The sequence below is a fragment of the Cryobacterium sp. PH31-O1 genome (assembly GCF_030063455.1).
In the GTDB taxonomy this organism is placed as follows: Bacteria; Actinomycetota; Actinomycetes; order Actinomycetales; family Microbacteriaceae; genus Cryobacterium.
In genome coordinates this window covers 38,668-63,405 of sequence record NZ_JASITB010000004.1, presented here as the reverse complement: position 1 = coordinate 63,405, position 24,738 = coordinate 38,668, and the positions used below count along the sequence as shown (strand labels likewise).

Below are 24,738 nucleotides of genomic sequence, written 5' to 3'. Positions count from 1 at the left end.
GGGGAATGAGCGGCTGGAGTATCAACGCGCCTGGCGTGCAGTCCGTGCTGACGTCGGTGGAAACCGCCGCGACCGAGCTGAGTACTGCGCTCGATGGCATGTCGGCGGCGTTTTCCGAGCTCAGCAGCGGTGCCGGCTCCGGCTTGGCCGACGTTCCGGCGGCCGTGCAGGCGCTGATCACCAGCGAGCAGAACCGCCTGATCGCCATCGGTAACCGCATCACGGCGGGGTCGCTCGGGGCCAGCGCCGCCACCATCGGGTATGTGCAGGGTGACGAGGAGATGGCGGCGACCGCGCAAGCGGCGGCGAGCCAGGCCGCGTCATCCGGTGACCTGTCGTTCTTCACCGGTGCGTCCTAATGGCCGCGCAGATGTGCCTGGTTGATGGCGATCTGATCCAGCCCGACCTGATTCCGGGAGCGGATATCGATCCGGCGACGCTGGCCGGGTCGGCGACGGGCTTTTCCACCGCGGGTACGGCGGTGACCGAGAAGGGAGCCGCGGTCGTCACGCAGTGGGCGGGTTTGTCGGGCGTGTACGTCGCACCGGAGTCAGCCGAGTTACTGGAGGTGATGGCGCCGGTCGCCATGGATTCCGCGGCCCTCGGCCAGACCTTCGCGTCGGTTTCAACGATCATCGCCAACTTCGCCGACGACGTCGCTCCGGTGAAGGCGCGTTTGGCGATCATTCGCGAGGAGGCTCGGGCGTTCGTCGCCCGGGTGTCCGACGGCGTCACCGTCACGATGGGGGACTCGGATCACCCGCTGTGGTTGTTGGGCCTTTCGGCCCCGACGGCGGCGGAGATGTCGCCGACGGTGATCACCTGGCGTGAGCATAAGCCATCCGTTGAAGAGAATAAGGACCTGATCCACCGGGTGAACGTTGAGGTCGCCGCGCTCGACACCGTGCGGGTCGATTGTGTGAATGCGATCAATGCGTTGCGCACGGATGTGTGCGTGGTTGATGGGGTCGCGGTGGCGGTGGCGGACCTTGACGGTGACGGTGTCTCGTTGCCGTGGGGCGCGGCAACGGACGGAGACCGGTCTGGCCTGGAGTCGTTTGGCGATGGTGCTTGGGGTTCTTTGGTGGGTATGTGGCAGGGTGCTACCTCCCTGGTCGGTTTTAATGCGGTCACCGGTGAGGGCGGTGATGGGGCGCTGGCGGGTCAGGCGTGGTCGGGTGTGGGGATGTTGTTGGTCGGGATCGTTTCCTATAGCCAATATTCGCCGAATTCGCCCGGGCGGGTCACCGATGATCTGCCGGTGGGTGTGAACCCGGTCGCTGATTATATGAGGGCGTCGACGGAGCAGGTGGATGCTGCGCTGTTGGCGTTGGTGGCGGCCGATACGTGGGCGGAGAACCCGGCCGAAGCGGCCGGGGCGGTGCTGGTGAACGTGGGAACTCTGTTCATCGGTGGTGGTGCCGGGGCCGGGGTGAAGGCCGGCTCGATCGGCGGGCGCGCGGCGAGCATTGTGGGTCACGTGGCTGAGTTCGCGGTACCGTTCGGATCGTGGGGGGTGCGCGGGGCGACGGCGGGTCTGCTGCATGCCGGTCAGGGGTTGGCTGTGGTGACGGATGCGGCGAAGGCGAGTCTGGTCTCCGGCGTCGGCGCGGCGCGCGGCGCGCTCGCGCAGGCGATGCACTCGTTGGCTGATTCCATTCCGACGGTGCGGGTGGAGCCGGGCCTGTCAGGGGTGACGCCGAACGGTGCTGTGCTGTTCGAGCCTCCGCGGGTGGTGGTCGGTGAGCCGGGCAGTGGCGGGCAGGCGCTGCACAGCACCGCCGACCAGATGGATGCTCCGGTGACCGATCCGGGTGTCCCTCCCGCCCCGAACGGTCCGGGAGGGGAGTACCCCAGTCGCCCGAACTCGCGGAGCGATCACACTGCTCCTAGCAATGGAACGCATGACGGCTGGACCAATACAGATGGCCTAGGCGCTGCCGATTCTGGACGCGACGGCGACTATGACGCCATTCGGAACGACGGGAGCTGGACCCCTGAACCCGGCCAATCAGATCCAGCTAGCGATCCGAGAAGTCCTCACTACAATCCCGATCCGTTTCAACACGCTGGCCAAAGGCCGCGGGCGGAAGGACCGATGTATTCGCCCGACGACACCGGTGACGGCTGGAAGAGGGTCCCGGACGAGCGCATTTCCCTGAGAGGATTCGGCGAACCGCACGTAGATCACGGACATGTGGAATCGTGGTTCCAGAAGCCTGTCGCGGTGACCAATCCCGAAACGCAAAGGATCATTGGCCACCCCGAGGCACCCAACGGATGGGACGAGGCCGGTCAGCCCCTTGATCGTCAGAATTGGGACCAGCGATACGCGAAACCAGACAGCTCAGACGGTGATCCAGGTGGGGTGAGATGGCCTGGAAACGATGGTGCAGTGAACGGCACACGAGTTGAGTACTCGAGCATGGAGGCGCTCCTGCGTGACTACCCGGAGTTTCAGCACCTCGATAGGCTTGGCCGAGATGGCGGTGATTACCTCACCGTCTATGGAACGCAATTCGAGCAACGCGGACTCACCCCCGGTCACACGGCATTTGACTACAACGACTACCAACTCGCGAGCGCACTCCCAGAGAATGTGAAGGTGGAAGTTTCGATCGTCGCCCCCGCCAATGGGTTTCCCGGGGGCGGATGGCAGGTACGGTTCTGGGACGAGAATTTAGGCGACTGGCTGTCAGTCGAGGATCTGAAGAAACCGAACTTAAGGCTATTGCAATGATGGTGAGTGAAAGACTTGAAGGTTTGATCGAATTCGCGTCTTCGGGCGGATGGCATTGGCGTGTTCCGCCTGGAACTGTCTTCGCGTTCATGACGGGTGACCCTGACGATATGTGCACTTTCGACGACGGCGTGTACGTGGTTCGAAAGCATGAGCGCGGTGTGGTCAGTAAGCCATTGATCAGGTCAGCTCGTTTGGAAGACATCGACAAGTATCTTTCGTTTAGATATGGCAACACGGTCAGGCGTAAGTCGGGCCTTCCCGAGGTCTGGCTCCCGGCCTTACTGCCGGCGGAAGTCGGAACTTCGCGGGATGGCTTTTCCTTCAGCGGAACGCCAGCCGACATGATCGTGTCTTGGACAGATTCGCTCGGTGGGCATGAGGTACGACTCAATTACAGAAGCGCTGCCGAGTGGGTGCAGTACTCGCGGTTCTCGGCACAGGAAATCCGTGACTCGTTCCTAGATCCTGAAGGCAGTCCGGTGTTCGATTCCCGGGTGCAACACAGATCCTGGTCCTGAAGCACAGTGAGTGTCTCGCTCCGACGGTTTTCACTAGAGTAGCTATCCATTTAGGTGCGTAATTCTGCGGCTTTCCAGGGACTCATAGGAGGTGATGGGCGGGGCGCACACCATCTTCCGCGACTGAGCGTACCGGCGCAAACCCCTAGGGAAGGCAGAGCAACGGTGTCGGCTAGCGAGTCAGGAGTGACGGTTCTTGGACGATCGGCGGAGACGCCCATCAGGCCAGCTTTTCCCGTGGGGTCGGTGGAAACAACAGGGCAAGAATCTTTGCTCAAGCCGCTGACGCGTCTCTGTCGGACGTTGTGGTGGCGCTGACCGCAGCGGACGGCGGACAGATATTTGCGATTCACGAAGAGGCCTCACCTACGTCCTCGTGAACTTGGTCCAGCTCCACGTAGCAGTACTTCCCAGAGGATTTTGCAGCCGATCTTGACAGAGCTCACGCGGAAACGAAGAACACACGAAACGTTCGGAGCGGTGGCGCCGGCTGTCGTGGATGCGTCCTGATGGCTGACGGCGGGTCTGCTGCATGCCGGTCAGGGGTTGGCTGTGGTGACGGATGCGGCGAAGGCGAGTCTGGTCTCCGGCGTCGGCGCGGCGCGCGGCGCGCTCGCGCAGGCGATGCATGCGTTGGCTGATTCCATCCGACGGTGCGGGTGGAGCCGGGCCTGTCAGGGGTGACGCCGAACGGTGCTGTGCTGTTCGAGCCTCCGCGGGTGGTGGTCGGTGAGGCCGGCAGCGGCGGGCAGGCGCTGCACAGCATCGCCGACCGGGTGGATGCTCGGCCGGGTGCGGCAGCGGAGGCGCCCGCCGGCGGTTTTGAGGATGCGTCGTCCGACGGTTCCGCACCCACCGGCTCTGCGCCCGAGGGCTCGGGGTCGGGCGGTGTTGGCCACCCGGAGGTCGAGACCGAGGCGGGGGCCGGCGGTGGCCCGCAGCTTCAGGTGGACTTTCAGGTTCCGGGCACGACGAAAACCATCGACTATGTCGCGTACCACGAGACGCTTGCGGCCAGCGTGCACAACGCGGATGCGTTGGAAGTTATGCTCGGCAAGTGGGACGGCGGCGGGCCGGAGAGCTACGTTGCAAAGGCCGAGGCCGGCGGGTATAAGTATTTCAGCCTCGGAGCTGACTGGGACCCCATCATGGAGGCCCAGGGTCTAACGCTGTCAGACATGTTCGACGCCTACAACGTTCCGTTCCTGGACGCTGCCATCAGGGAGGGCAAGACGTTCCACTTTTCCCATGATCCGCAAGTTGACAAGGGATCCTTAGCGGGAGAGTTCAGATATTTGAATGGACACGGCTATGAATACGACCCAGTATCCATGACCGCAAGCCCGTTAAAATAGTGATCGACATGAGGTTAGGACGAAAGAAATGAAGGACGTATTCACGTACCGTGATCTGGTCCTCCTAGCTCGTGATCTCTTTGGCGAACGGATGACGGAACAGGTCAGTTATCGCGATGATCAGATCATGGTCGCTAATTTGTATGGTGCCCTGGCGTTCGCCGGGCACCTTGACCCGGCTACGGGCAGCTTTAGTGCGGCGATTCTCGTTGGTGCCGGTCTCAAGGTGAATGGTGGCTCACAGGGCAAATTTGTGTCGGCTGGAGATCGTGAGTCAGTGTTGGGGGTGTTGCGCGCTGTGGACGAGTCTTGTCGCCTGCGGCTTCCCGAGGACTACTTGGCGATATTTGATGTTGCCTTTGATTGGGACATGAAATTTTACGGACCGCGAAAGGATGGGCCTCCGCTGCCGGACATGCCGTATGCGGAGTTCTACGGACTGGCGGTGGATTTTTTCGGCCCCCGGCTGTCGATCCCGACCAATGATGAAGCCGGCCGCTCAATGACGGGCGTTCTTTACGATTCGTTTCTTTTTTGGTGTGGTTATGACGAGCAGAAACCGATGTTTGGTGCGTCTATTCGCCTCAGCCCTCAAAGCGGTATCGGAAGTTTTCTGGGGCGTAGTCCTTCGTGGAGTTCGGATCGTGATTCGATTGTGGAGAGTTTCCAACTGATTGATGAGTATTGTCGGTTGCGTTTGCCGGAGAAGTTTTTGAGTGTTTTTGATGTGGCTCATGGGTTGTCGCGTCCGGTGTTGGAGGGGTGAGTGTGGTTGATGAGTCGGCGCGGGATCCGCGTGAGGGTTATAAGCATTTTGATTTGGATCGGGATTGGGAGAAGGTCAAGGCCGAGCAGGGTTTGACCGATGATGACATGTTCGCGGCGTATATTGTTCCGTTTTTGGATGGGAGTATTGCGCGGCGTCAGGTGATTCGTTTTGCGTCGGATCCGGTGGGGGACCCGGGTTTTCTGGGGCGGCAGTTCGAGTATTTGTTGCAGCACGGCTATGTGTATAACCCGCGGGAACGCGCGGCGTCGTGGCCGGTCGATAAGACGGGGAGCCAGGTATGAATCCCGAGGAGTTTTTCGCGTTGGTCGGGGAGTTCTTTGGTGCCAAGGCATCTCAGATGACGGTGGACAGCGCAGGTCCGATGACGACGTGTGTGTTGTATGACTCGTTCGTGTTCATGTGTGGCCTCAATGGTGAGCATGGAACATTCACCGGTGGGATTGAGTACGACACGAACAAGTATTTGACGGTGTTTCTGAATGAACGGTTCTCGTTCAACACCGATCGGGAGTCGATCCTGCATAATCTGCAGATCGTTGATCGGTATTGCAGGCTGCGTCTGCCCGACAAGTTCCTGCAGGCCTACGAGGCTCACTAGCCGGAACTGGCCGACCCGTGCGATCAGTGGACTCAGGACGCATGGGTCGCTTCAGGCGCCTGGAGGCGGTCAATTGCCACCAAACACCTCAGGAACGGTGCAGGCGTGACCTTCGACAATGACCCGAGCGACCTGACTCATCCGCGTGATCTGAGTATTTTGCGCGACCGAGCCATTCCGGGGGGTCGCGTGCACCTAGAGGGGTGGGCACGGTTCAACGGGGTTCGCGTTCACGTTGAGTCGGTCAGCCCGCGGGGTTTGGTGGCCGTGAACGGTGAACTGCCCCTCCGCGGTGTGCACAACCTCAAGTATCTCGACGGGAGCTACCCGGGGTCGCGATCGCCGTTGATGTCTGGCGAGGTGAGCTTTCTTGATCTCGATCGTTTCTGGTTGACTCGCACGTCGGTCTTCGACGTGATCGACGGCGAGACACCCCTGCCCGGATTATTGACGACGATGGACGGTAAGGACTTCGGCGTTGCCGATTCCGCAGGCACGGTCAGCCTGGCCGGCGTGCCGCAACTTCAGCTGGTCTGGTTGGACGATGGCGAGCCGCCGGGCGATGAGTGGCAGCCGGACGGGTATCAATCGTTCACCCGTCTGGTGCCGCGCGACCAGGTGCCGGGACTTCGTTATGTGGAATGGACCGCGGTGTGGCGTGACATCACGGTGAAGGTCGCGGGAATCCGCGGCGCCCGCGCGCACATCTTCGTTGAGCGTGGAGGATTGCCAGCGGTCGAGCATCCCGAAATTCGGCACGGGGCGAACGTGAAGAGCGGATGGTCGGCCGTCGTCTCGCGCACCGAGCTCAGCCTGCGTTCGTGGTCAAGTGCAGAAAGGCCCGTTGGCCGGGGAACGGTCATCGGGTGCGTGGCACACGTACGCGGACGAGCGGGCGTCGTGGTGCTACCCGGCGACCGGGATGAGCATGACGAAGGAATCATCGTGCGCAAGGACCTCGGTGAGACCGTGACCGAAGACTATGGGCTCTACGCGCTCGGCACCCAGCGCCATTCCCCCATGGAATGGCGCACGATCGTCGCGGCCGCGCTCAAGCCGATCTATACCGCCGCTGACGCCGAGACGGCCTGGGACGCCCTGACCGAGTTCGCGGCGTCGCCGCGGGGCGTGAAATACCCCACGGCCGTCAAAACGTTCGAAGATGCTTGGGAACGCTTCACCCCGTTTCTCGCGTTTCCGCCCGAGCTGAGGCGGGTGATTTACACGACGAACAGCATCGAATCGTTGAATTTCCAGCTGCGGAAAGTGACCAAGAATCGCGGCCACTTCCCCAACGACGACGCCGTGATCAAGATGCTCTGGCTGGCCATCTGCAACATCGAAGACAAACGAGCCCGCGACCGAGCCAAGGAACGCGGCCAACACCGCAGCACCAAACGCACCGCCGAAGGCCGCCTCGTCGAAGGCCAAATCACCACCAACTGGAAGCAAGCCCTCAGCCAACTCGTGATGATTTACCCCGACCGAATCAACCCCCACCTCTAACCAATTCCCGACACTTACACAAAAAACTTGACAGGCTCTCGCGCCGCGCTGGCCCAAGCGTTGCACTCCATCGCCGATCAGATTCCCATGGTGCACATCGAGCCGGGCTACACGGCCGTGACTCCGGATGGCGCCGTCGGGTTTGGCGCGCCGCCGCACCTGGCCGTTGGCGAGGCCGGCAGCGGCGGCAGCGCTCTGCACAGCATCGCCGACCGCGTGGCGCCGCCCGCCGCAGCGGCCGCACCTCCGGTCGCTGCGCACGTTGATGCGCACGTCGACGTCACCCCGACAGCGGATGCGCCCGCCGGCGCAATCGACGACGTCGCGCCCGACGCTGCGCCCGACGGACCTGGGTCTGGTGGCGCTTCCAATGGATCCGAGCCCGATGGCCAAACTTCGGAGAATGCGGGCACAGGCGAGGCGTCGGGTTCTGACCTGGATCCGAACGCCGGTATCGGCACCGCACCGGTGCAGGCAGACTTTCAAGTTCCGGGCACGACGAAAACCATCGACTATGTGGCGTACCACGAGACGCTCGCGGCGAGCGTGCACAATGCGGATGCGTTGGAAGTTATGCTCGGCAAGTGGGACGGCGGTAAGCCGGGCAACTACGTTGAAATGGGCGAGGCCGGCGGGTATGAGTATTTCAGCCTCGGCGCTGAATGGGACCCCATCAAGAAGGCCCAGGGGCTCGACGACTCGGACATGTTCAACGCATACAACATGCCGTTTCTAGACGACGCGATCGCGTCGGGAAAGACGTTTCATTTCTCTCACGATCCGCGATTCGACGAGGGCGCACTTTTTAGGGAGTTCAAGTACCTGGAAGCCAGTGGCTATCGATATGATCCAGTGGCGATGACGGCGTTACCTCGTTCGGCGAGGTTGTAGGTCAAGAAATGGGAAACCACATGACGTTCGATGAGCTGTATGACCAGATGCTGGCGTATTTTGGCCAGCGGCTGGATATGCCCACCTATAGCCCGGGATCGCAGACTTTCACGGGTGTGCTCTATGGAGCTATGTGCATTAGAGCGGTGTTAGACCCGGCCAGTGGTGGATTCAGCGCGGCAATTTTCGTGGGGGCAAATCGCGATGATAGAGGAGGTTCCGAAGGTCAATTTGTGTCGGCTGGTGATCGTGATTCGGTGTTAGGTGCGCTGCGGGCCGTGGACGAATCTTGTCGCTTACGGCTTCCTGACAATTACCTTGCGAAGTTCGACGTGGTCTTTGATCGAAGTCTGCGACTTTTCGGTCCTCGAAAGGGCGGGTTACCGGCTCCCAGCCTGCCGTATGCGAAATTCTATGAATTTGCACTGAACTTTTTTGGAGCTCGAATCTCGTTGCCGACATCTGACAAGGTTGGTCAGCGGATGGCCGGGGTATTGTATGACTCTTTCTTGTTTTCCTGTGGCTTTGATGAGCAGCGGATGATGTTTGGTGCGTCGATCTGGATCGGCTCGGAAGGCGCTATCGGAAGTTTTATGGGTCGGAGTCCGTCGATGAGGACGGATCGTGATTCGATTCTGGAGAGTTTGCAGTTGGTGGATGAGTATTGTCGGTTGCGTCTTCCGGAGAAGTTTTTGACTGTTTTCGATGCGGTTCATGGGTTGTCGCGTCCGGTGTTGGAGGGGTGAGTGTGGTTGATGAGTCGGCGCGGGATCCGCGTGAGGGGTATAAGCATTTTGATTTGGATCGGGATTGGGAGAAGGTCAAGGCCGAGCAGGGTTTGACCGATGATGACATGTTCGCGGCGTATATTGTTCCGTTCTTGGATGGGAGTATTGCGCGGCGTCAGGTGATTCGTTTTGCGTCGGATCCGGTGGGGGACCCGGGATTTCTGGGACGGCAGTTCGAGTATTTGTTGCAGCACGGCTATGTGTATAGCCCGCGGGAACGCGCGGCGTCGTGGCCGGTCGATAAGACGGGGAGCCAGGTATGAATCCCGAGGAGTTTTTCGCGTTGGTCGGGGAGTTCTTTGGTGCCAAGGCATCTCAGGTGACGGTGGACAGCGCGGGTCCGGTGACGACGTGTGTGTTGTATGACTCGTTCGTGTTCATGTGTGGCCTCAATGGTGAGCATGGAACATTCACCGGTGGGATTGAGTACGACACGAACAAGTATTTGACGGTGTTTCTGAATGAACGGTTCTCGTTCAACACCGATCGGGAGTCGGTTCTGCGTAACCTGCAGATCGTTGATCGGTATTGCAGGCTGCGTCTGCCCGACAAGTTCCTTGCGGTTTACGACGCGCACTAGCCAGAACTGGCCGACCCGTGCGGTGAGTGGTTGAGGACGAATCGGGCGCTTCAGGCGCCTGGCAGCGGTCAATTGCCGACCAAACCTCAGGTACGGTGCAGGCGTGAACTTCGAGATGACACCGTGAGTACGGTTCTGCAGAACGTCGTACGGGGGCGCCTGGCTGACATGGGAGGGATGATGGGGACAGAGGTTTTGCTGCTGCGGTCTGGCATCCGCGCCGAGACGGAGTGCCAACTTGGTGGCCCCATTAACTTCAACAAGTGGATCGACACATTGGGCGGGCCCAAATCGGGCAACGATCTCCTGCTGGAGCGGCTTGAATCTGCGCTCCTGCGCCTGCACGAGCTGACGTTCCTCATCCCCGGCGCCGCGTTGCAGCTGTCCCGCAATTCTGTGGGCATCGACGTGCCCGGCGCACCAACGGTCACGGTGACCTTCGACGCCCACCAGTGTCGCCTCTCGGCCCGCGCCTCGGGCGTGGAACGAGAGCTCGGCGTCTTCGCCAATCCCGATCTGCTCCTGCGGGCTGCCGTCTGGTCGATCGGCGCCGCAGCGTGGGGCGACCGATGGATCGACCCGCCCGCGGTGCCGCTGTCGATCCTGCCTCCGGCGGATGGTCGCCGTGACGCATTCCGGTGACAGCGACTCGACCGGCGCGATCTGCGGCAACATCCTTGGTGCTCTCCATGGAGAGTCGGCGCTGCCGTCAGTGCTCGTGGCCGGGGTCGAGGGTCTGTCCACGACGCGCGGTGTAGCCGATGCCCTCGCGAAAGCGCGATGATGGAAGACGCACCTGCCCGTAGCGAGAGACGAGAGTTCCGATATGTCATCGGCCGATGAGCAATCACCCGTAAGGAAATTTCTCGCGACGATGGACAAACTTCCGCCGTGCGCCGGACTGGTCTACCACGGCCTTCGCAGCGACCCGGGGAACGGGGCAGTCACGCTTCGCGGGCTGGCTGCGTCGTCGCGCAGCCCTCGCGTAGCGAGCGAAAACTTCAGCACGCCGTTCCTCCTGGCGATTCTCACCCGCACGGGTCGCGACCTTGCCCCCCTCGCCGGCAACCCCAGCGAGCAAGAGACCGTTCTTCTGCCCGGCACCGTACTGGTCGACGTCGAACGGTTCACCTTGGCCTCGCCTCGGCTGGAGGTGTGCATATTTGAAGAAATCAGCATGGCTGAAGCTGCGACTATACCTCCCGAGTGGCCGGTATCTCGCGAAACACTGAAAGATTTCATTCAGTCTGGCATCGACACTGCGTTCGCCGAGGGATCGGTGAACGTGGCCTCCCCGGGCAAGTTCATCGCCGACCTGCCTCGCTGATGGTCTGCGGAGGACTCCTGCTCCCATATTCCCCTCTAGATACTCGTGGGATGGCCTGAGGGCCCGAGTGTGCGACGGCGTCACCGTCACGATGGGGGATTCGGATCACCCGCTGTGGTTGTTGGGCCTTTTGGCCCCGACGGCGGCGGAGATGTCGCCGACGGTGATCACCTGGCGTGAGCATAAGCCATCCGTTGAAGAGAATAAGGACCTGATCCACCGGGTGAACGTTGAGGTCGCCGCGCTCGACACCGTGCGGGTCGATTGTGTGAATGCGATCAATGCGTTGCGCACGGATGTGTGCGTGGTTGATGGGGTCGCGGTGGCGGTGGCGGACCTTGACGGTGACGGTGTCTCGTTGCCGTGGGGCGCGGCAACGGACGGAGACCGGTCTGGCCTGGAGTCGTTTGGCGATGGTGCTTGGGGTTCTTTGGTGGGTATGTGGCAGGGTGCTACCTCCCTGGTCGGTTTTAATGCGGTCACCGGTGAGGGCGGTGATGGGGCGCTGGCGGGTCAGGCGTGGTCGGGTGTGGGGATGTTGTTGGTCGGGATCGTTTCCTATAGCCAATATTCGCCGAATTCGCCCGGGCGGGTCACCGATGATCTGCCGGTGGGTGTGAACCCGGTCGCTGATTATATGAGGGCGTCGACGGAGCAGGTGGATGCTGCGCTGTTGGCGTTGGTGGCGGCGGATACGTGGGCGGAGAACCCGGCCGAAGCGGCCGGGGCGGTGCTGGTGAACGTGGGAACTCTGTTCATCGGTGGTGGTGCCGGGGCCGGGGTGAAGGCCGGGTCGATCGGCGGGCGTGCGGCGAGCATTGTGGGTCACGTGGCTGAGTTCGCGGTACCGTTCGGATCGTGGGGGGTGCGCGGGGCGACGGCGGGTCTGCTGCATGCCGGTCAGGGGTTGGCTGTGGTGACGGATGCGGCGAAGGCGAGTCTGGTCTCCGGCGTCGGCGCGGCGCGCGGCGCGCTCGCGCAGGCGATGCATGCGTTGGCTGATTCCATTCCGACGGTGCGGGTGGAGCCGGGCCTGTCAGGGGTGACGCCGAACGGTGCTGTGCTGTTCGAGCCTCCGCGGGTGGTGGTCGGTGAGCCGGGCAGTGGCGGGCAGGCGCTGCACAGCACCGCCGACCAGATGGATGCGACGCCAGGACCGGTCGCCACAGGTCATGGAAATCCCGAGTCGTTCATGCCCTCTGAGTCAGGGATAGTAGGGGGGCCGGATGTTGATGTTTCTTCCTTCCCCACAGACGGAATCAACGAGGTGCCTACGGGTACTGTGCAACCCGCCGATCCGGTCCACTCGTCCGCGTCCGCCGGACCGGACTGGGTTCGTTGCCCAGACTATGGAACGGTGGACGCGCAGTACGGTCTGCCCCAGACCGACCACGGGCAGCTGCCTTATCGATACAGTGCGCCCGGTCAGCTCTCGACGGAGATGCGTGCTTTGGTCGAACGCCCCGATGCACCCTACGGCGTCTCCGTAGACGGCGTTCCCTACACGAAGGAGCAGTTCGAGACCCGATTCGTCGATGAAAATGGTCGCTTGCGTTGGCCGGGGAATGACGGAGCGGTACCCGGAACGATAGTTCACTTTTTCACGCTGAGAGCGTTCGGCTTGCACTACCCCGAGGCAATCCAGCTGGATCGAATTGGGGCAAGATCGGGCGCATACCTAGCGATCCGGGGTGCTCCCTTCGAGGACCGCGCTCTGGCCCCGAGCCACTTAGGCGGAGAAGTGAACAACTACGATGTTCAGTTGGATGCGGATATCGACATTCGGGTGGAAATATCCGAAGTTGCAGCCGGATTCGGCCAACCAGGCGGGGGACTGCAAGTGCGATTCTTTTACAAGAACAATCTCGACGAGGCCCTGAGCGTGAGCGACCTCATTGATGAAGGAGTACTTCGATGATTGACGTTCCATTGGAATTCGTCGAATGGTGTGGCTACCAGAGCGCTCCACTGAAGGAAGGCGAGCTGGCGGCGTACGACGAAGTCGAAATGCGCTTCGCCCTCGCGCGTCGCGATTCACTCGTGGTTGTACAGCGTTGGTCCAGGGGATCAGGACCAACCGAAATGGGAGTATTTTTGCACGAGAGCGATGCGATTCGGCATCTGGTTATTCTCATAGGAAGTGATGGGCGGGGCGCACACCACCTTCCGCGACTGAGAGTACCGGCGCAAACCCCTAGGGAAGGCAGAGCAGCGGTGTCGGCTAGCGAGTCAGGAGTGACGGTATCTTGGACGATCGGCGGAGACGCCCATCAGGCCAGCTTTTCCCGTGGGGTCGGTGGAAACAACAGGGCAAGAATCTTTGCTCAAGCCGCTGACGCGTCTCTGTCGGACGTTGTGGTGGCGCTGACCGCAGCGGACGGCGGACAGATATTTGCGATTCACGAAGAGGCCTCACCTACGTCCTCGTGAACTTGGTCCAGCTCCACGTAGCAGTACTTCCCAGAGGATTTTGCAGCCGATCTTGACAGAGCTCACGCGGAAACGAAGAACACACGAAACGTTCGGAGCGGTGGCGCCGGCTGTCGTGGATGCGTCCTGATGGCTGACGGCGGGTCTGCTGCATGCCGGTCAGGGGTTGGCTGTGGTGACGGATGCGGCGAAGTTCTGGTCTCCGGCGTCGGCGCGGCGCGCTCGCGCAGGCGATGCATGCGTTGGCTGATTCCATTCCGGCACTGCGGGTGGAGCCGGGCGTGTCTGGGGTGGTGCCGAGCGGTGCTGTGCTGTTCGAGCCGCCGCGGGTGGTGGTCGGTGAGCCGAGCGGTGCTGTGCTGTTCGAGCCGCCGCGGGTGGTGGTCGGTGAGCCGGGCAGTGGCGGGCAGGCGCTGCACAGCACCGCCGACCAGGTGGATGCTCGGCCGGGTGCGGCAGCGGATGCGCCCGGGGGTTCGGGGCCGGGCGGTGGCCCGCAGCTTCAGGGGACTTTCAGGCTCCGGGCACGACGAAAACCATTGACGATGTCGCGTGCCACGAGACGCTCGCGGCCAGCGTGCATAACGGGGATGCGTTGGAAGTTATGCTCGGCAAATGGGACGGCGGTAAGCCGGGCAACTATGTTGAGATGGGCGAGGCCAGCGGGTATGAGTATTTCAGCCTCGGAACTGAGTGGGACCCCATCATGGAGGCCCAAGATCTAACGCTGTCAGACATGTTCGATGCGCGCAACGCGCTGTTCCTGGACGACGCCTCAAGGAGGAAAGACCTTTCATCTCTCCCATGATCCGCGTTTGGATAGCGCTTCTCTAGGTCGAGAATTCGAGTATTTGCAGGACCATGGCAACAGGTTTGATCCCGACGCGATGACGGCTCTACCGCCAAGTTTGAAAGTTAGTTCAAGAAATGGGAAACCAGATGACGTTCGATGAACTGTATGACGAGGTGTTGGCCTATTTTGGCCAACGTCTGGATACGCCGACGTACAGTCCGGGGTCGCAGACTTTCACGGGTGTGCTCTGCGGTGCGGTATACATTCGAGCGGTGCTGGAACGGACTGGTGGTGGATTTAGCGCGGCGATTCAGGTTGGTGCAGGTCGCAATGTTACGAGTGGCCTTCACGGCGAGTTTGAGTCGGCTAATGATCGTGAATCGGTGGTGAATGTGCTGCGTGCTGTGGATGAGTCTTGTCGGTTGCGGCTCCCGGACGACTACTTAGCGATATTTGATGTTGCCTTTGATCGAGACCTGAGGTTTTATGGGCCGCGGAAGGATGGACCTCCGCTGCCGGGTATGCCGTATGCGGAGTTCTACGGACTGGCTGTGGATTTTTTCGGGGCCCGAATGTCGTCCCCGACCAATGATGAAGCTGGCCGCTCGATGACAGGCGTGCTTTACGATTCCTTTCTTATTCGGTGTGGGTATGACGAGCAGAAACCGATGTTTGGTGCTTCGATTTGCGTCAGCCCGCAAAGCGGTAGTCGGGGTTTTCTGGGGCGTAGTCCCTCGTGGAGTACTGATCGTGATTCTCTTGTGGAGGGTTTGCAGCTCATTGATGAGTATTGTCGGTTGCGTCTTCCGGAGAAGTTTTTGACTGTTTTTGATGCGGCTCATGGGTTGTCGCGTCCGGTGTTGGAGGGGTGAATGTGGTTGACGAGTCGGCGCGGGATCCGCGTGCCTCGCGCAGGCGATGCATTCCTTGGCTGATTCCATTCCGCCGGTGCGGGCTATGAGTACATTAGTAAGTCCATGACTGCTCGACCGATCTAACAGTGATTCGCTGACGATTGAGGACAAAGAATTGACCGAAGACTTCAATTACCGCGATCTATTCCTGTTGACTCGCGAGGTATTTGGAGACCGGATGTCGGGACAGTTCAGTCACGGTGACGATCAGACAATGGGTGCCAATCTATATGACGCGCTGCCAATCTCCTGCGTTCTCAACCCTGTTACGAAGCTCTTTAGCGCCACGATCTTGGTTGGTGCCAGTCGTAACGTGACCGTTGTGCGTGGAGGCCAGTTTGGCTCGGCTGGTGATCGTGTTTCGGTGTTGGGGGCGCTGCGCGCTCTGGATGAGTCTTGTCGCTTGCGCCTTCCGGACGTCTATCTGGCGAAGTTTGATGTTGCGTTTGATCGAGACCTGCGCCTTTTCGGGCCTCGGAGCGACGGACCGCCGGCTCCCAGCATGCCGCACGCGGGATTCTATGAACTCGCACTGGACTTTTTTGGGGCTCGGATCTCGTTGCCGACGTCTGACAAGGTTGGTCAGCGCATGGCGGGTGTCCTGTATGACTCCTTCTTGTTTTCCTGTGGTTTTGATGACCAGCGGATGATGTTCGGTGCGTCGATCCGCCTCAGCCCGGAAGGCGGTATCGGAAGTTTTATGGGTCGGCGTCCGTCGATGAGGACGGATCGTGATTCTCTTGCGGAGAGTTTGCGGTTGGTGGATGAGTATTGCCGGTTGCGTTTGCCGGAGAAGTTTTTGACTGTTTTTGATGCGGCTCATGGGTTGTCGCGTCCGGTGTTGGAGGGGTGAGTGTGGTTTACGAGTCGGCGCGGGATCCGCCCTGGCGTCAATCATCACGGGCAGCGAATGGCCGATCACGATCGGCTGGCTCACCACGATCGTGTCCGACCTGGCATTCTCATTCTCGGGGCGCGCCATGGTCGAGGCCGCGTCACGGGCCTATGGCCGCACCGAAGCCGAGATCTACTGGGACGCGGCGGGTTGGTGACGTAGCCCGTCGTCGAGTGCGCCGGCGCATCCGGTCGGGCTTCAGCTTGGGGAGCGTGACCCCGTTGTCAAACGCTTGTCCTGAGATGACAGAACGGGTGGGGGAATCGGTGATGGGGAACGCGAACTCGAGCGTCGAGCATCCGCTGGTCGACTTTGTCGGCGACGGATTCGTCGCGACCATCAGCACGGCGTCGCTCATCGCAGCGACCGAGGGTTTCGCGAGTCTCGTGGCCGATGCGGCCGGGGTCGGTCGGCGCGTTTTGCTGGTCACCGGGCCCGGGTCGCGGGTCACCTTCGGCGTGCTACAGCTGCTGTCGGCGACCGGGGCTGCCTGGGTAGTGCGCAGCGCCGACGGGGCACTGCGCAATGCCCTCACCGGCCGCACCGTGGCTTCCTTCGACGACGCGTTCCGGGAGACTGGCGCAACGGATGCCGCTGCCGACTCTGTCACGCCGCCCGAGCTCGCCGAGGCCTGGCTGCAGGTCACCGTGTCCGTCAATCATCAGGCGCGAGACGAGACCACCCTGGGCGGCACCGTTGAGCTGCTCGCCGCGCAGCTTGCCGACACGGTGCCGGTGGGGTGGGGCGTGAACGAACCGGCCGGCCTGCACTGGAATCGCGCCAATGTGACGCGGTTCGTGCGCGGCCGCATGCCGCGCGTTTCCAAGATCTACGTGGCCGGGCGGGGCGAACGAGCCATGACGGCCACCGTGCGGGTCAGCCGCAGCGCCAGGGGCGTCACCGAGGAGACCAAGATGCTCGTCGCCCTCGGCAGCGATGAGGGCATCGCCCGGCAGCGGATCGTGGACGCCCCGGCTGTTTTGGGGCGGCTGGCCGATGCGCAGACGGTGCTGGTCGCATCCGCTGTGCTGCTGCGTGGTCGCGCCGATCTGTCGATCGACCCGGTACTTGCCGCTCCGCCAGTTCCGGTGGCGGTCGTGCTGGGTCCGCGCGCCGTGCAGGACCTGCATCTGGATCTGACGGATCTCGAGACTCGATTCGGGGCCTTCCGCGCCGGTCGGCCGCGCATTCCGGCGCTCGTGCTTCCCTTCACCGCGGGCGGAGACGGCAGCTGGGAGCAGTTCGTGAACCTGGCCCGGGAGTTCAGCGTGGTCGACCTCGCCCGGGCGCTCGGCCTGCCCCCGGTTGCGGAAGGCGCCTGATGCCCCGTGCACTCGTGATCGTCTCGCGGCGACCGGTGGACCTCGCCGATCACCTCATGGCTGCGGCCGACGTCGACCCGAACCTGGGGCTGCGCACCATCTGGAACGGCGGCGCAACCCAGATCTGCTCAGCGGATGGTGCGGCGCTTCTGACGGTGTTGCGCACCAAAGGAATCGACGTGCTCGACGACGTTGAACGGTTGCTCGGTACCCATCTCCCGGCAGATCACGCGTTCTGGACCGAGCTGTATGCACCCCTCGGCACGGCCGGTGATCGCGGCCTGGCGCTTGCGCAGGCGCTCGCGGCCGCCGTCGGCGGCGACCTGGTTCAGAGCCCCGACGCGTAGGCCTCGGATCGCTGGCAACCTTCGCGCGGCGCTCAGTGTCGTTGGTCGAGTTTGTCGAGACCGCCATCGACCAACGCGGGGATGTCTGCGGATCGTGCGGCAGGCATCCGCTTGGCGGAGAATGGGGGATTCGAACCCCGCGAATTGGCATTGTGCTTTCACCCAACACGCTGCGTTTCTAACTGTGGCGGAGAATGGGGGATTCGAACCCCGCGAATTGGCATTGTGCTTTCACCCAACACGCTGCGTTTCTAACTGTGGCGGAGAATGGGGGATTCGAACCCCGCGAATTGGCATTGTGCTTTCACCCAACACGCTGCGTTTCTAACTGTGGCGGAGAATGGGGGATTCGAACCCCCGAGGGCTTTCACCCAACACGCTTTCCAAGCGTGCGCCATAGGCCACTAGGCGAATTCTCCTGGCCGCCGCTGCAATAAAGCAACGACACCAGAGAATCTTACCTGTTTCCAGCGGATGCTGCCGCCACCTCCCCGCCCAGCCCCCGGTTGGTTCATTCCTGCGTCGTACCCTAAACTGAGGTTCGGCTCCTCGCGTGGTGTCATCTCGGCCAATTCCCCCAGGACGGAAACGTAGCAAGGGTAACTGGGCTCTGGCAGGTGCGCGAGGGGTCTTTTTCGTACCCGCGCGTGAGAATCGAGTGGAGATTTTGACCCCCATTTAGCCGAACACGCGGGAGTCGGGACCTTTGGCACTGGGGTCGACGCCGAGGCTCAATAGTATGGAAGCAGCGCGGCTGTGTCGCCGTGCCAAAAACGCGGAGGACCGATGAGCGACGATTCCGGCACCATGACCTGGGCTTCGCGCGCGCCGAAACCCCTCACCGCAGCAGCTCTGAACAGCATCGACGCCTGGTGGCGGGCTGCCAATTACCTCGCCGTTGGCCAGATCTACCTGCTCGATAACGCGCTGCTCCAGCAATCTCTGACCCGCGAACACGTTAAGCCGCGCCTGCTGGGCCACTGGGGCACCACGCCCGGCCTCAACTTTCTCTACGCGCACCTCAACCGTGCCATCCAAGAACGCAGCCAGAGCACCATCTACATCACCGGACCTGGCCACGGCGGCCCCGGCATGGTCGCCAACGCCTATCTCGATGGCACCTACACCGAGGTCTACTCCGATATCGAGCAGAACGCGCACGGCGTACAGAAGCTGTTTCGCCAGTTCTCTTTTCCCGGCGGAATCCCCAGCCACGCCTCGCCGGAGCTGCCCGGATCCATTCACGAGGGAGGCGAACTCGGCTACGCCCTCAGCCACGCCTACGGTGCCGCGTTCGACAACCCGAACCTGCTCGTGGCCGCGGTTGTCGGTGACGGCGAGGCTGAAACCGGCCCACTCGCCACCAGCTGGCATTCCAACAAGTTCATCGACCCGCTCCAGGACGGCGTCGTACTGCCCATCCTGCACCTCAACGGGTACAAGATCGCCAACCCCACCGTGCTCGCGCGCATCCCCGAAGGCGAGCTGCTTGATCTCATGCGCGGCTACGGTCACACTCCCTATTTAGTGAGCGGCGGCTTCGACGGCGAAGACCCCATGCTCGTGCACGCGCGCATGGCCGAGACGCTCGACGCGCTGCTCAATCACATCGCTGAGATCAAGGTGGCAGCCGCCGAGGCCGAGAAGAACCACGAAGACTTCGCTCGCCCGCGCTGGCCCATGATCATCCTCCGCACCCCCAAGGGCTGGACCTGCCCCGCCGTGATCGACGGCGTACAGGTTGAGAACACCTGGCGGGCGCACCAGGTTCCGCTGGCCAACGCCCGCGACACCCCGGCGCACACCGCCCTGCTCGAACAGTGGATGCTCTCCTACCGCCCCGCTGACCTGTTCGACTCACACGGTGCCCCTGTGCAACAGATTCGGGATCTCGCTCCGCGGGGAAACCTGCGCATGAGTGCCAACCCGATCGCCAATGGCGGGCTGCTGCGCCGCGACCTGCACCTGCCCAACTTTCGTGATTTCGCCGTCGACGTTCCAGAACCGGGTGCAACGGTCAGTGAGGCCACGCGCGTGCTGGGCGGCTACCTGGCCGAGGTCATCCGCCGAAACCCAGACAATTTTCGCATCTTCGGGCCGGATGAAACCGCCTCGAACCGGCTGGCCCCGCCGGTCTATGAAGCCACCGACAAGCAGTGGAACGCCGAGTTGCGACCCGGCGACACCAACCTCGCCCGTGCCGGTCGGGTCATGGAGATGCTCAGCGAGCACCAGTGCCAGGGCTGGCTCGAGGGCTACCTGCTCACCGGGCGGCACGGGCTGTTCAACTGCTACGAAGCGTTCATCCACATCGTCGACTCGATGTTCAACCAGCACGCCAAGTGGCTCAAGGTGACCGCGGAGATTCCGTGGCGGGCTCCTATCGCCAGTCTGAACTATCTGCTCAGTTCGCACGTCTGGCGGCAGGACCACAACGGGTTCAGCCACCAGGACCCCGGTTTCATCGACCACGTCGTCAACAAGAGTGCCGATGTCGTGCGGGTGTACCTGCCCTTCGACGCCAACACCCTGCTCAGCACCTACGATCACTGCCTGCGCAGCGTCAACTATGTCAACGTTGTCGTCGCCGGCAAGCAGCCGGCGCCGAACCTGCTCACCATGGCCGAGGCCGTCGCGCACTGTACCCGCGGCCTCGGCATCTTCGACTGGGCCGGCACCGAGGTGCCCGGCCTTGAACCGGATGTCGTGCTCGCCGCCGCCGGCGACGTGCCGACGCTCGAGGTGCTCGCCGCCGCGGAGATTCTTCGGGAGAACCTGCCCGACCTCAAGGTGCGGGTCGTGAACGTCGTCGACCTGATGCGGCTGCAGTCCGAAGACGACCACCCGCACGGCCTGAGCGACAGCGCCTTCGACGCCGTCTTCACGCCCGACAAGCCCATCATTTTTGCCTACCACGGCTATCCGTGGCTGATCCACCGGCTCACCTACAAGCGCCATGGCCACGAGAATTTGCACGCTCGCGGCTACAAGGAGATTGGCACCACGACGACCCCGTTCGACATGGTCATGCTCAACGACCTCGACCGGTACCACCTCGTCATGGACGTCATTGACCGCACCCCCGGCCTTGCCGCGCGGGCCGGCCTGCTCCGGCAGCAGATGCAGGATGCTCGCCTGGCTGCGCGCCAGTACACCCGCGATCATGGGGAAGACCTGCCCGAGGTCACCGGCTGGTCCTGGTCGTCCCAAACGGATGCCGCCCCGACCGTCGCCGAGACCGGCAGCGACAATGTCTAGCGCCACCCCAACGCTCAACGCTGGCAGCCTGCGGAGGCCACCCCTTTCCGCTGGTCGCGCGTGCCCCGACCGCCATCGCCCACCCCAGCCTGACCTGCCGACGCGGGGACGCGTGCCCCACCGGTAATCCCCGCCCGACACTCTCCCAACCCGAATACGTTTGAATGGACATCGTGGCTCGTAGTATTTACATCACCAGTGCCGAAGGTAATACCGGCAAATCCTCGATCGCGCTCGGCGTGATTGACACCTTGACCCACCTGGTGGAACGGGTCGGCGTGTTCCGCCCCGTCGCCCGCACCGCGACCGAACCCGACTACGTCGTCGACCTTCTGCTGCGCCACCTGCAGGCCAACGCCGGTCCGGGCGCCGCAGCCGGACAGACCTACGAGCAGAGCATCGGTGTCAGCTACGACGACGTCAACACCGACCCCGACGCCGCCCTGGCCCGCATCGTTGCGCGCTACAAGGCGGTCGAGGCCAACTGCGACACGGTCGTCGTTATCGGCAGTGACTACACCGACGTCGGCAGTCCCACCGAGCTCGCCTTCAACGCCCGCATCGCGGCGAATCTCGGCGCGCCCGTGCTGCTCGTGCTCGGCGGCCGCGTCGGCCCCGGCGAGGGCGAACGCCTCGGCCAGAGCGACGCCCGCTCCGCCGTTGACATCGGCCATCAGACCGACGTGGCGCTCGCGGAATTGCGCGATGAACACGCATCCATTTTGGCGATTATCGTCAACCGGGCCGACGAACTCGCCCTGGCCGAGATAATCGATTCGGTGCGAGCCACGACCAATGCGCAGCCGGCGCGCTCGGGCGGTGCGTTCGGCGTGCCGATCTGGGCCATTCCCGAAGACCCCTACCTCGTAGCCCCGAGCATGCAGAGCATTATGGAGGCGACCGAGGGCACCCTGATCAAGGGCGATCCTGCACTGCTGGCCCGCGAAGCGCTCGGCGTCGTCGTGGCCGCCATGTCGATGGTTAACGTGCTGCCGCGGCTGATCGAGGGCGCCGTCGTCGTGGTGCCGGGTGACCGGGAAGACGTGCTGCTGGCCGTGCTGCTGGCCAATGCGTCCGCGACGTTCCCGTCGATCGCGGGCATCGTGCTCAACGGCGGTTTCGAACTGCCCGACGCGATCCAGCGGCTGATGGAGGGCCTCGCGCCGTCGCTGCCGATCATCAGAACGTCTCTCGGCTCCTACGACACGACCATGCGCATCACCCGCACCCGCGGGCGACTCGCCGCCGACTCGCAGCGCAAGCACGACACCGCGCTGGCCCTGTTCGAGAAGAACGTCGACGCCGCGGCGCTGCTCGACCGGCTCGATGTCAGTCGGGCCGAGGTTGTCACCCCGCTCATGTTCGAGTACGCGCTGCTCGAGCGGGCGCGCCAGCACCGCAAGCACATCGTGCTGCCCGAGGGTGAAGACGACCGCGTGCTGCGGGCCGCCGCCACCCTGCTGGCCCGCGAGGTGGTCGAGCTGACCATTCTCGGTGAGGAGTTCGAGGTGCGCTCGCGCGCCATCGGTCTCGGCCTCGACATCTCTCGGGCTCACGTCGTGAGCCCCTACGACGATCTGCTGCGACTCAGGTTTGCGCAGGAATACATGCAGCTGCGCTCGCACAAGGGCATCACCCTCGACCAGGCCAACGAGACCGTCACCGACGTGAGCTACTTCGGCACCATGATGGTGCAGCTGGGACTCGCCGACGGCATGGTCTCCGGCGCCACCCACACCACCGCACACACCATCCGGCCCAGCTTTGAGATCATCAAAACGCAGGACGGCGTCGGCGTGGTGTCGAGCGTGTTCCTCATGGCCCTCGCCGATCGTGTGCTCGTCTACGGCGACTGCGCCGTCATCCCGGTGCCGACGGCGGAGCAACTCGCCGACATCGCCATCTCGGCCGCCGCGACGGCGGTGCAGTTCGGCATCGAACCGCGCATCGCCATGCTCTCCTACTCCACCGGCAATTCCGGCGAGGGCGCCGACGTTGAGAAGGTGCGCACCGCAACCGCCCTGGTGCGTGAGCGGCGCCCCGACCTGCTGGTCGAAGGCCCAATTCAGTACGATGCCGCAGCGGATGCTGCGGTCGCCGCCACCAAGATGCCCGGTTCCAGCGTGGCCGGCCGCGCCACGGTGTTCATCTTCCCCGACCTGAACACCGGCAACAACACCTACAAGGCGGTGCAGCGCAGCGCCGGCGCCGTCGCGATCGGCCCCGTGCTGCAGGGTCTGCGAAGGGCGATCAACGACCTCTCGCGCGGCGCCCTGGTGCAGGACATCGTAAACACCGTTGCGATCACCGCCATCCAGGCCGCAGGGCTGACGGATGCCGCAGCCCCGGCCCTCGACGCCACTCCGGCCGGAGCCATCCGATGACCGCCGTATTGGTCGTCAATTCCGGCTCGAGTTCGTTCAAATACCAGCTCATCGAGATGGACACCGAAACCACCCTGGCGAGCGGGCTGGTCGAGCGCATCGGCGAAGTCACCGGCGATTCGGTGCACTCCATCGCCGGGGTGGCGGCGACAGTGTCGGCGGCAGAGGCCGCGGCGGAGACGCACGTGCCGGCATCCGCTGATCGAAAATGGAAACGCGAGCTGCCCATTCCCGACCACACGGCCGGATTCGCCGTGATGCTCGAGGCCTTCGCGACGCACGGGCCGTCGCTGGCCATTCACGTGCCGGTAGCTGTCGGGCACCGCGTGGTGCACGGCGGGGCACGCTTTCACCAGCCAACCCTGGTCACGGCGCAGGTCGAGCGTGACATCGACGAGCTGTCGGGGCTCGCGCCGCTGCACAATCCGGGCGCGCTGCAGGGCATCGTGGCGGCCGTTGAGGCGTTCGACGACGTGCCGCACGTGGCTATTTTCGACACCGCCTTTCATCAGACGCTGCCGCCCGAAGCGTTCACCTACGCCATCAACGCCGACCTGGCCGAGCGGTTTCGCATTCGACGCTATGGGTTTCACGGCACCAGCCACGGCTTCGTCGCGCGCGAGGCGGCCAACTTTCTGCAGCGTCCGTGCGAGGAGTTGAACCAGATCGTGCTGCACCTCGGCAACGGCGGGTCAGCCTGCGCGGTCGAGGGCGGGCGTTCGGTCGAGACCAGCATGGGCATGACGCCGCTCGAGGGGCTCGTCATGGGCACCCGATCGGGCGACATCGACCCTGGCGTGCTGTTTCACCTGCACCGCCGGGCCGGACTCGATTTTCCCGAGATCGACAAGCTGCTCAACCGGGGCAGCGGGCTGCTCGGCCTTACCGGACGCGGTGACATGCGCGATGTGATCGTGGCGGCGGCGGCCGGCGACGGGCCCTCGCAGCTCGCGATCGACGTGTACGTGCACCGGATCAAGGGCTACGTGGGGGCTTACTACGCGCAGCTCGGCCGGGTCGACGTGATTTCTTTTACCGCGGGTGTTGGCGAGAACGCGCCGCTCGTGCGCGAGCGTTCCCTCGCCGGGTTGGAAGCTCTGGGAATTCGCATCGACCCCGTGCGCAACGCTGCTGAGGAGCGCGGCGCCCGCGTCATTAGCGCCGACGACTCCGCGGTCACCGTGCTGGTGATTCCAACGAACGAGGAGCTGGAGATCGCCCGCCAGACCCTCTCAACGGTGCGCTAGCCGGCTCTGCCGCAAGTCCTTCCAACCCTGCAGTGCATAACTGCGAAGATTT

General features: G+C 63.0%; 24 protein-coding genes, 1 tRNA gene, 1 other RNA gene and 1 pseudogene. 26 read left to right on the top strand and 1 reads right to left on the bottom strand.

Annotated elements, in window-relative coordinates:
* The first annotated feature begins 5 nt into the window (after positions 1-5).
* From QMK31_RS09515 to QMK31_RS09415, 22 genes and pseudogenes are all read left to right on the top strand, one after another.
* On the top strand, positions 6-359 hold the full coding sequence (locus tag QMK31_RS09515) for a DUF6507 family protein (protein ID WP_283500711.1): 354 nt from the start codon (positions 6-8) through the stop codon (positions 357-359).
* Positions 359-2,740, top strand: a complete 2,382-nt coding sequence (locus QMK31_RS09510; protein WP_283500710.1) for a glycohydrolase toxin TNT-related protein — start codon at positions 359-361, stop codon at positions 2,738-2,740. Before QMK31_RS09515 ends, QMK31_RS09510 begins: the two co-directional genes overlap by 1 nt.
* Positions 2,737-3,261 (top strand): Imm61 family immunity protein, encoded by a 525-nt coding sequence (locus QMK31_RS09505; RefSeq protein ID WP_283500709.1) that lies wholly within the window; start codon positions 2,737-2,739, stop codon positions 3,259-3,261. The genes QMK31_RS09510 and QMK31_RS09505 overlap by 4 nt, the downstream gene beginning before the upstream one ends.
* A gap of 653 nt (positions 3,262-3,914) precedes the next feature.
* Complete coding sequence (locus tag QMK31_RS09500) at positions 3,915-4,616, top strand: hypothetical protein (RefSeq protein ID WP_283500708.1); 702 nt, start codon at positions 3,915-3,917, stop codon at positions 4,614-4,616.
* Positions 4,617-4,644: 28 nt separating this feature from the next.
* Positions 4,645-5,382: a hypothetical protein gene (locus tag QMK31_RS09495; RefSeq protein ID WP_283500707.1), complete on the top strand. Its 738-nt coding sequence runs from the start codon at positions 4,645-4,647 to the stop codon at positions 5,380-5,382.
* A gap of 2 nt (positions 5,383-5,384) precedes the next feature.
* On the top strand, positions 5,385-5,687 hold the full coding sequence (locus QMK31_RS09490) for a hypothetical protein (RefSeq protein ID WP_283500706.1): 303 nt from the start codon (positions 5,385-5,387) through the stop codon (positions 5,685-5,687).
* The gene (locus tag QMK31_RS09485; protein ID WP_283500705.1) at positions 5,684-6,004 is read left to right on the top strand and encodes a hypothetical protein; all 321 of its coding nucleotides are present in this window, start codon (positions 5,684-5,686) and stop codon (positions 6,002-6,004) included. The genes QMK31_RS09490 and QMK31_RS09485 overlap by 4 nt, the downstream gene beginning before the upstream one ends.
* Before the next feature lie 1,029 nt (positions 6,005-7,033).
* Positions 7,034-7,510 (top strand): annotated as a pseudogene (locus QMK31_RS17360) (transposase); the annotation flags it as partial.
* Between the two features lie 27 nt (positions 7,511-7,537).
* The gene (locus tag QMK31_RS09475) at positions 7,538-8,401 is read left to right on the top strand and encodes a hypothetical protein (protein ID WP_283500704.1); all 864 of its coding nucleotides are present in this window, start codon (positions 7,538-7,540) and stop codon (positions 8,399-8,401) included.
* Between the two features lie 20 nt (positions 8,402-8,421).
* Complete coding sequence (locus QMK31_RS09470; RefSeq protein WP_283500703.1) at positions 8,422-9,147, top strand: hypothetical protein; 726 nt, start codon at positions 8,422-8,424, stop codon at positions 9,145-9,147.
* Positions 9,148-9,149: 2 nt separating this feature from the next.
* Positions 9,150-9,452, top strand: coding sequence for a hypothetical protein (locus tag QMK31_RS09465; protein WP_283500702.1), 303 nt, complete (start codon positions 9,150-9,152; stop codon positions 9,450-9,452).
* Positions 9,449-9,769, top strand: coding sequence for a hypothetical protein (locus QMK31_RS09460; RefSeq protein WP_283500701.1), 321 nt, complete (start codon positions 9,449-9,451; stop codon positions 9,767-9,769). The genes QMK31_RS09465 and QMK31_RS09460 overlap by 4 nt, the downstream gene beginning before the upstream one ends.
* Before the next feature lie 123 nt (positions 9,770-9,892).
* A complete protein-coding gene (locus tag QMK31_RS09455) occupies positions 9,893-10,411 on the top strand; it encodes a hypothetical protein (RefSeq protein ID WP_283500700.1) in 519 nt (172 codons plus the stop codon).
* On the top strand, positions 10,395-10,553 hold the full coding sequence (locus tag QMK31_RS09450; protein ID WP_283500699.1) for an ADP-ribosylglycohydrolase family protein: 159 nt from the start codon (positions 10,395-10,397) through the stop codon (positions 10,551-10,553). The genes QMK31_RS09455 and QMK31_RS09450 overlap by 17 nt, the downstream gene beginning before the upstream one ends.
* Before the next feature lie 90 nt (positions 10,554-10,643).
* On the top strand, positions 10,644-11,096 hold the full coding sequence (locus tag QMK31_RS09445; protein WP_283500698.1) for a hypothetical protein: 453 nt from the start codon (positions 10,644-10,646) through the stop codon (positions 11,094-11,096).
* Positions 11,097-11,163: 67 nt separating this feature from the next.
* A complete protein-coding gene (locus tag QMK31_RS09440) occupies positions 11,164-13,014 on the top strand; it encodes a TNT domain-containing protein (RefSeq protein ID WP_283500697.1) in 1,851 nt (616 codons plus the stop codon).
* The gene (locus QMK31_RS17355; RefSeq protein WP_502852871.1) at positions 13,011-13,526 is read left to right on the top strand and encodes an Imm61 family immunity protein; all 516 of its coding nucleotides are present in this window, start codon (positions 13,011-13,013) and stop codon (positions 13,524-13,526) included. The genes QMK31_RS09440 and QMK31_RS17355 overlap by 4 nt, the downstream gene beginning before the upstream one ends.
* A gap of 595 nt (positions 13,527-14,121) precedes the next feature.
* Entirely contained in the window at positions 14,122-14,334 is a 213-nt protein-coding gene (locus tag QMK31_RS09435; RefSeq protein WP_283500696.1) for a hypothetical protein, read from the top strand.
* 131 nt (positions 14,335-14,465) lie between these two features.
* Positions 14,466-15,191, top strand: coding sequence for a hypothetical protein (locus tag QMK31_RS09430; protein WP_283500695.1), 726 nt, complete (start codon positions 14,466-14,468; stop codon positions 15,189-15,191).
* A 157-nt stretch (positions 15,192-15,348) separates the two neighbouring features.
* On the top strand, positions 15,349-16,086 hold the full coding sequence (locus QMK31_RS09425; protein WP_283500694.1) for a hypothetical protein: 738 nt from the start codon (positions 15,349-15,351) through the stop codon (positions 16,084-16,086).
* 311 nt (positions 16,087-16,397) lie between these two features.
* Positions 16,398-17,450 (top strand): DUF6177 family protein, encoded by a 1,053-nt coding sequence (locus tag QMK31_RS09420; protein ID WP_283500693.1) that lies wholly within the window; start codon positions 16,398-16,400, stop codon positions 17,448-17,450.
* On the top strand, positions 17,450-17,797 hold the full coding sequence (locus QMK31_RS09415; protein WP_283500692.1) for a hypothetical protein: 348 nt from the start codon (positions 17,450-17,452) through the stop codon (positions 17,795-17,797). The genes QMK31_RS09420 and QMK31_RS09415 overlap by 1 nt, the downstream gene beginning before the upstream one ends.
* A gap of 331 nt (positions 17,798-18,128) precedes the next feature.
* Here QMK31_RS09415 and QMK31_RS09410 read toward each other — a convergent pair.
* Positions 18,129-18,216, bottom strand: a tRNA-Ser gene (locus QMK31_RS09410).
* Between the two features lie 121 nt (positions 18,217-18,337).
* Here QMK31_RS09410 and ffs point away from each other — a divergent pair.
* The 4 genes from ffs to QMK31_RS09390 all read left to right on the top strand — a co-directional run bounded on the left by ffs (position 18,338) and on the right by QMK31_RS09390 (position 24,686).
* Positions 18,338-18,434: signal recognition particle sRNA small type (ffs, locus tag QMK31_RS09405), an RNA gene on the top strand.
* Between the two features lie 149 nt (positions 18,435-18,583).
* The gene (locus QMK31_RS09400; protein ID WP_502852867.1) at positions 18,584-21,055 is read left to right on the top strand and encodes a phosphoketolase family protein; all 2,472 of its coding nucleotides are present in this window, start codon (positions 18,584-18,586) and stop codon (positions 21,053-21,055) included.
* A gap of 173 nt (positions 21,056-21,228) precedes the next feature.
* Positions 21,229-23,439: a phosphate acetyltransferase gene (gene pta, locus QMK31_RS09395; protein ID WP_283500691.1), complete on the top strand. Its 2,211-nt coding sequence runs from the start codon at positions 21,229-21,231 to the stop codon at positions 23,437-23,439.
* Complete coding sequence (locus QMK31_RS09390; RefSeq protein ID WP_283500690.1) at positions 23,436-24,686, top strand: acetate/propionate family kinase; 1,251 nt, start codon at positions 23,436-23,438, stop codon at positions 24,684-24,686. Before pta ends, QMK31_RS09390 begins: the two co-directional genes overlap by 4 nt.
* Positions 24,687-24,738 lie beyond the last annotated feature (52 nt).

What these genes read in the sequence shown, in the direction of transcription:
- QMK31_RS09515 (WP_283500711.1), top strand. Translation starts at nt 6, where the DNA reads ATGAGCGGCTGGAGTATCAACGCGCCTGGCGTGCAGTCCGTGCTGACG.
- QMK31_RS09510 (WP_283500710.1), top strand. Translation starts at nt 359, where the DNA reads ATGGCCGCGCAGATGTGCCTGGTTGATGGCGATCTGATCCAGCCCGAC.
- QMK31_RS09505 (WP_283500709.1), top strand. Translation starts at nt 2,737, where the DNA reads ATGATGGTGAGTGAAAGACTTGAAGGTTTGATCGAATTCGCGTCTTCG.
- QMK31_RS09495 (WP_283500707.1), top strand. Translation starts at nt 4,645, where the DNA reads ATGAAGGACGTATTCACGTACCGTGATCTGGTCCTCCTAGCTCGTGAT.
- QMK31_RS09485 (WP_283500705.1), top strand. Translation starts at nt 5,684, where the DNA reads ATGAATCCCGAGGAGTTTTTCGCGTTGGTCGGGGAGTTCTTTGGTGCC.
- QMK31_RS09470 (WP_283500703.1), top strand. Translation starts at nt 8,422, where the DNA reads ATGACGTTCGATGAGCTGTATGACCAGATGCTGGCGTATTTTGGCCAG.
- QMK31_RS09460 (WP_283500701.1), top strand. Translation starts at nt 9,449, where the DNA reads ATGAATCCCGAGGAGTTTTTCGCGTTGGTCGGGGAGTTCTTTGGTGCC.
- QMK31_RS09445 (WP_283500698.1), top strand. Translation starts at nt 10,644, where the DNA reads ATGGACAAACTTCCGCCGTGCGCCGGACTGGTCTACCACGGCCTTCGC.
- QMK31_RS17355 (WP_502852871.1), top strand. Translation starts at nt 13,011, where the DNA reads ATGATTGACGTTCCATTGGAATTCGTCGAATGGTGTGGCTACCAGAGC.
- QMK31_RS09430 (WP_283500695.1), top strand. Translation starts at nt 14,466, where the DNA reads ATGACGTTCGATGAACTGTATGACGAGGTGTTGGCCTATTTTGGCCAA.
- QMK31_RS09420 (WP_283500693.1), top strand. Translation starts at nt 16,398, where the DNA reads ATGGGGAACGCGAACTCGAGCGTCGAGCATCCGCTGGTCGACTTTGTC.
- QMK31_RS09415 (WP_283500692.1), top strand. Translation starts at nt 17,450, where the DNA reads ATGCCCCGTGCACTCGTGATCGTCTCGCGGCGACCGGTGGACCTCGCC.
- QMK31_RS09400 (WP_502852867.1), top strand. Translation starts at nt 18,584, where the DNA reads ATGAGCGACGATTCCGGCACCATGACCTGGGCTTCGCGCGCGCCGAAA.
- QMK31_RS09390 (WP_283500690.1), top strand. Translation starts at nt 23,436, where the DNA reads ATGACCGCCGTATTGGTCGTCAATTCCGGCTCGAGTTCGTTCAAATAC.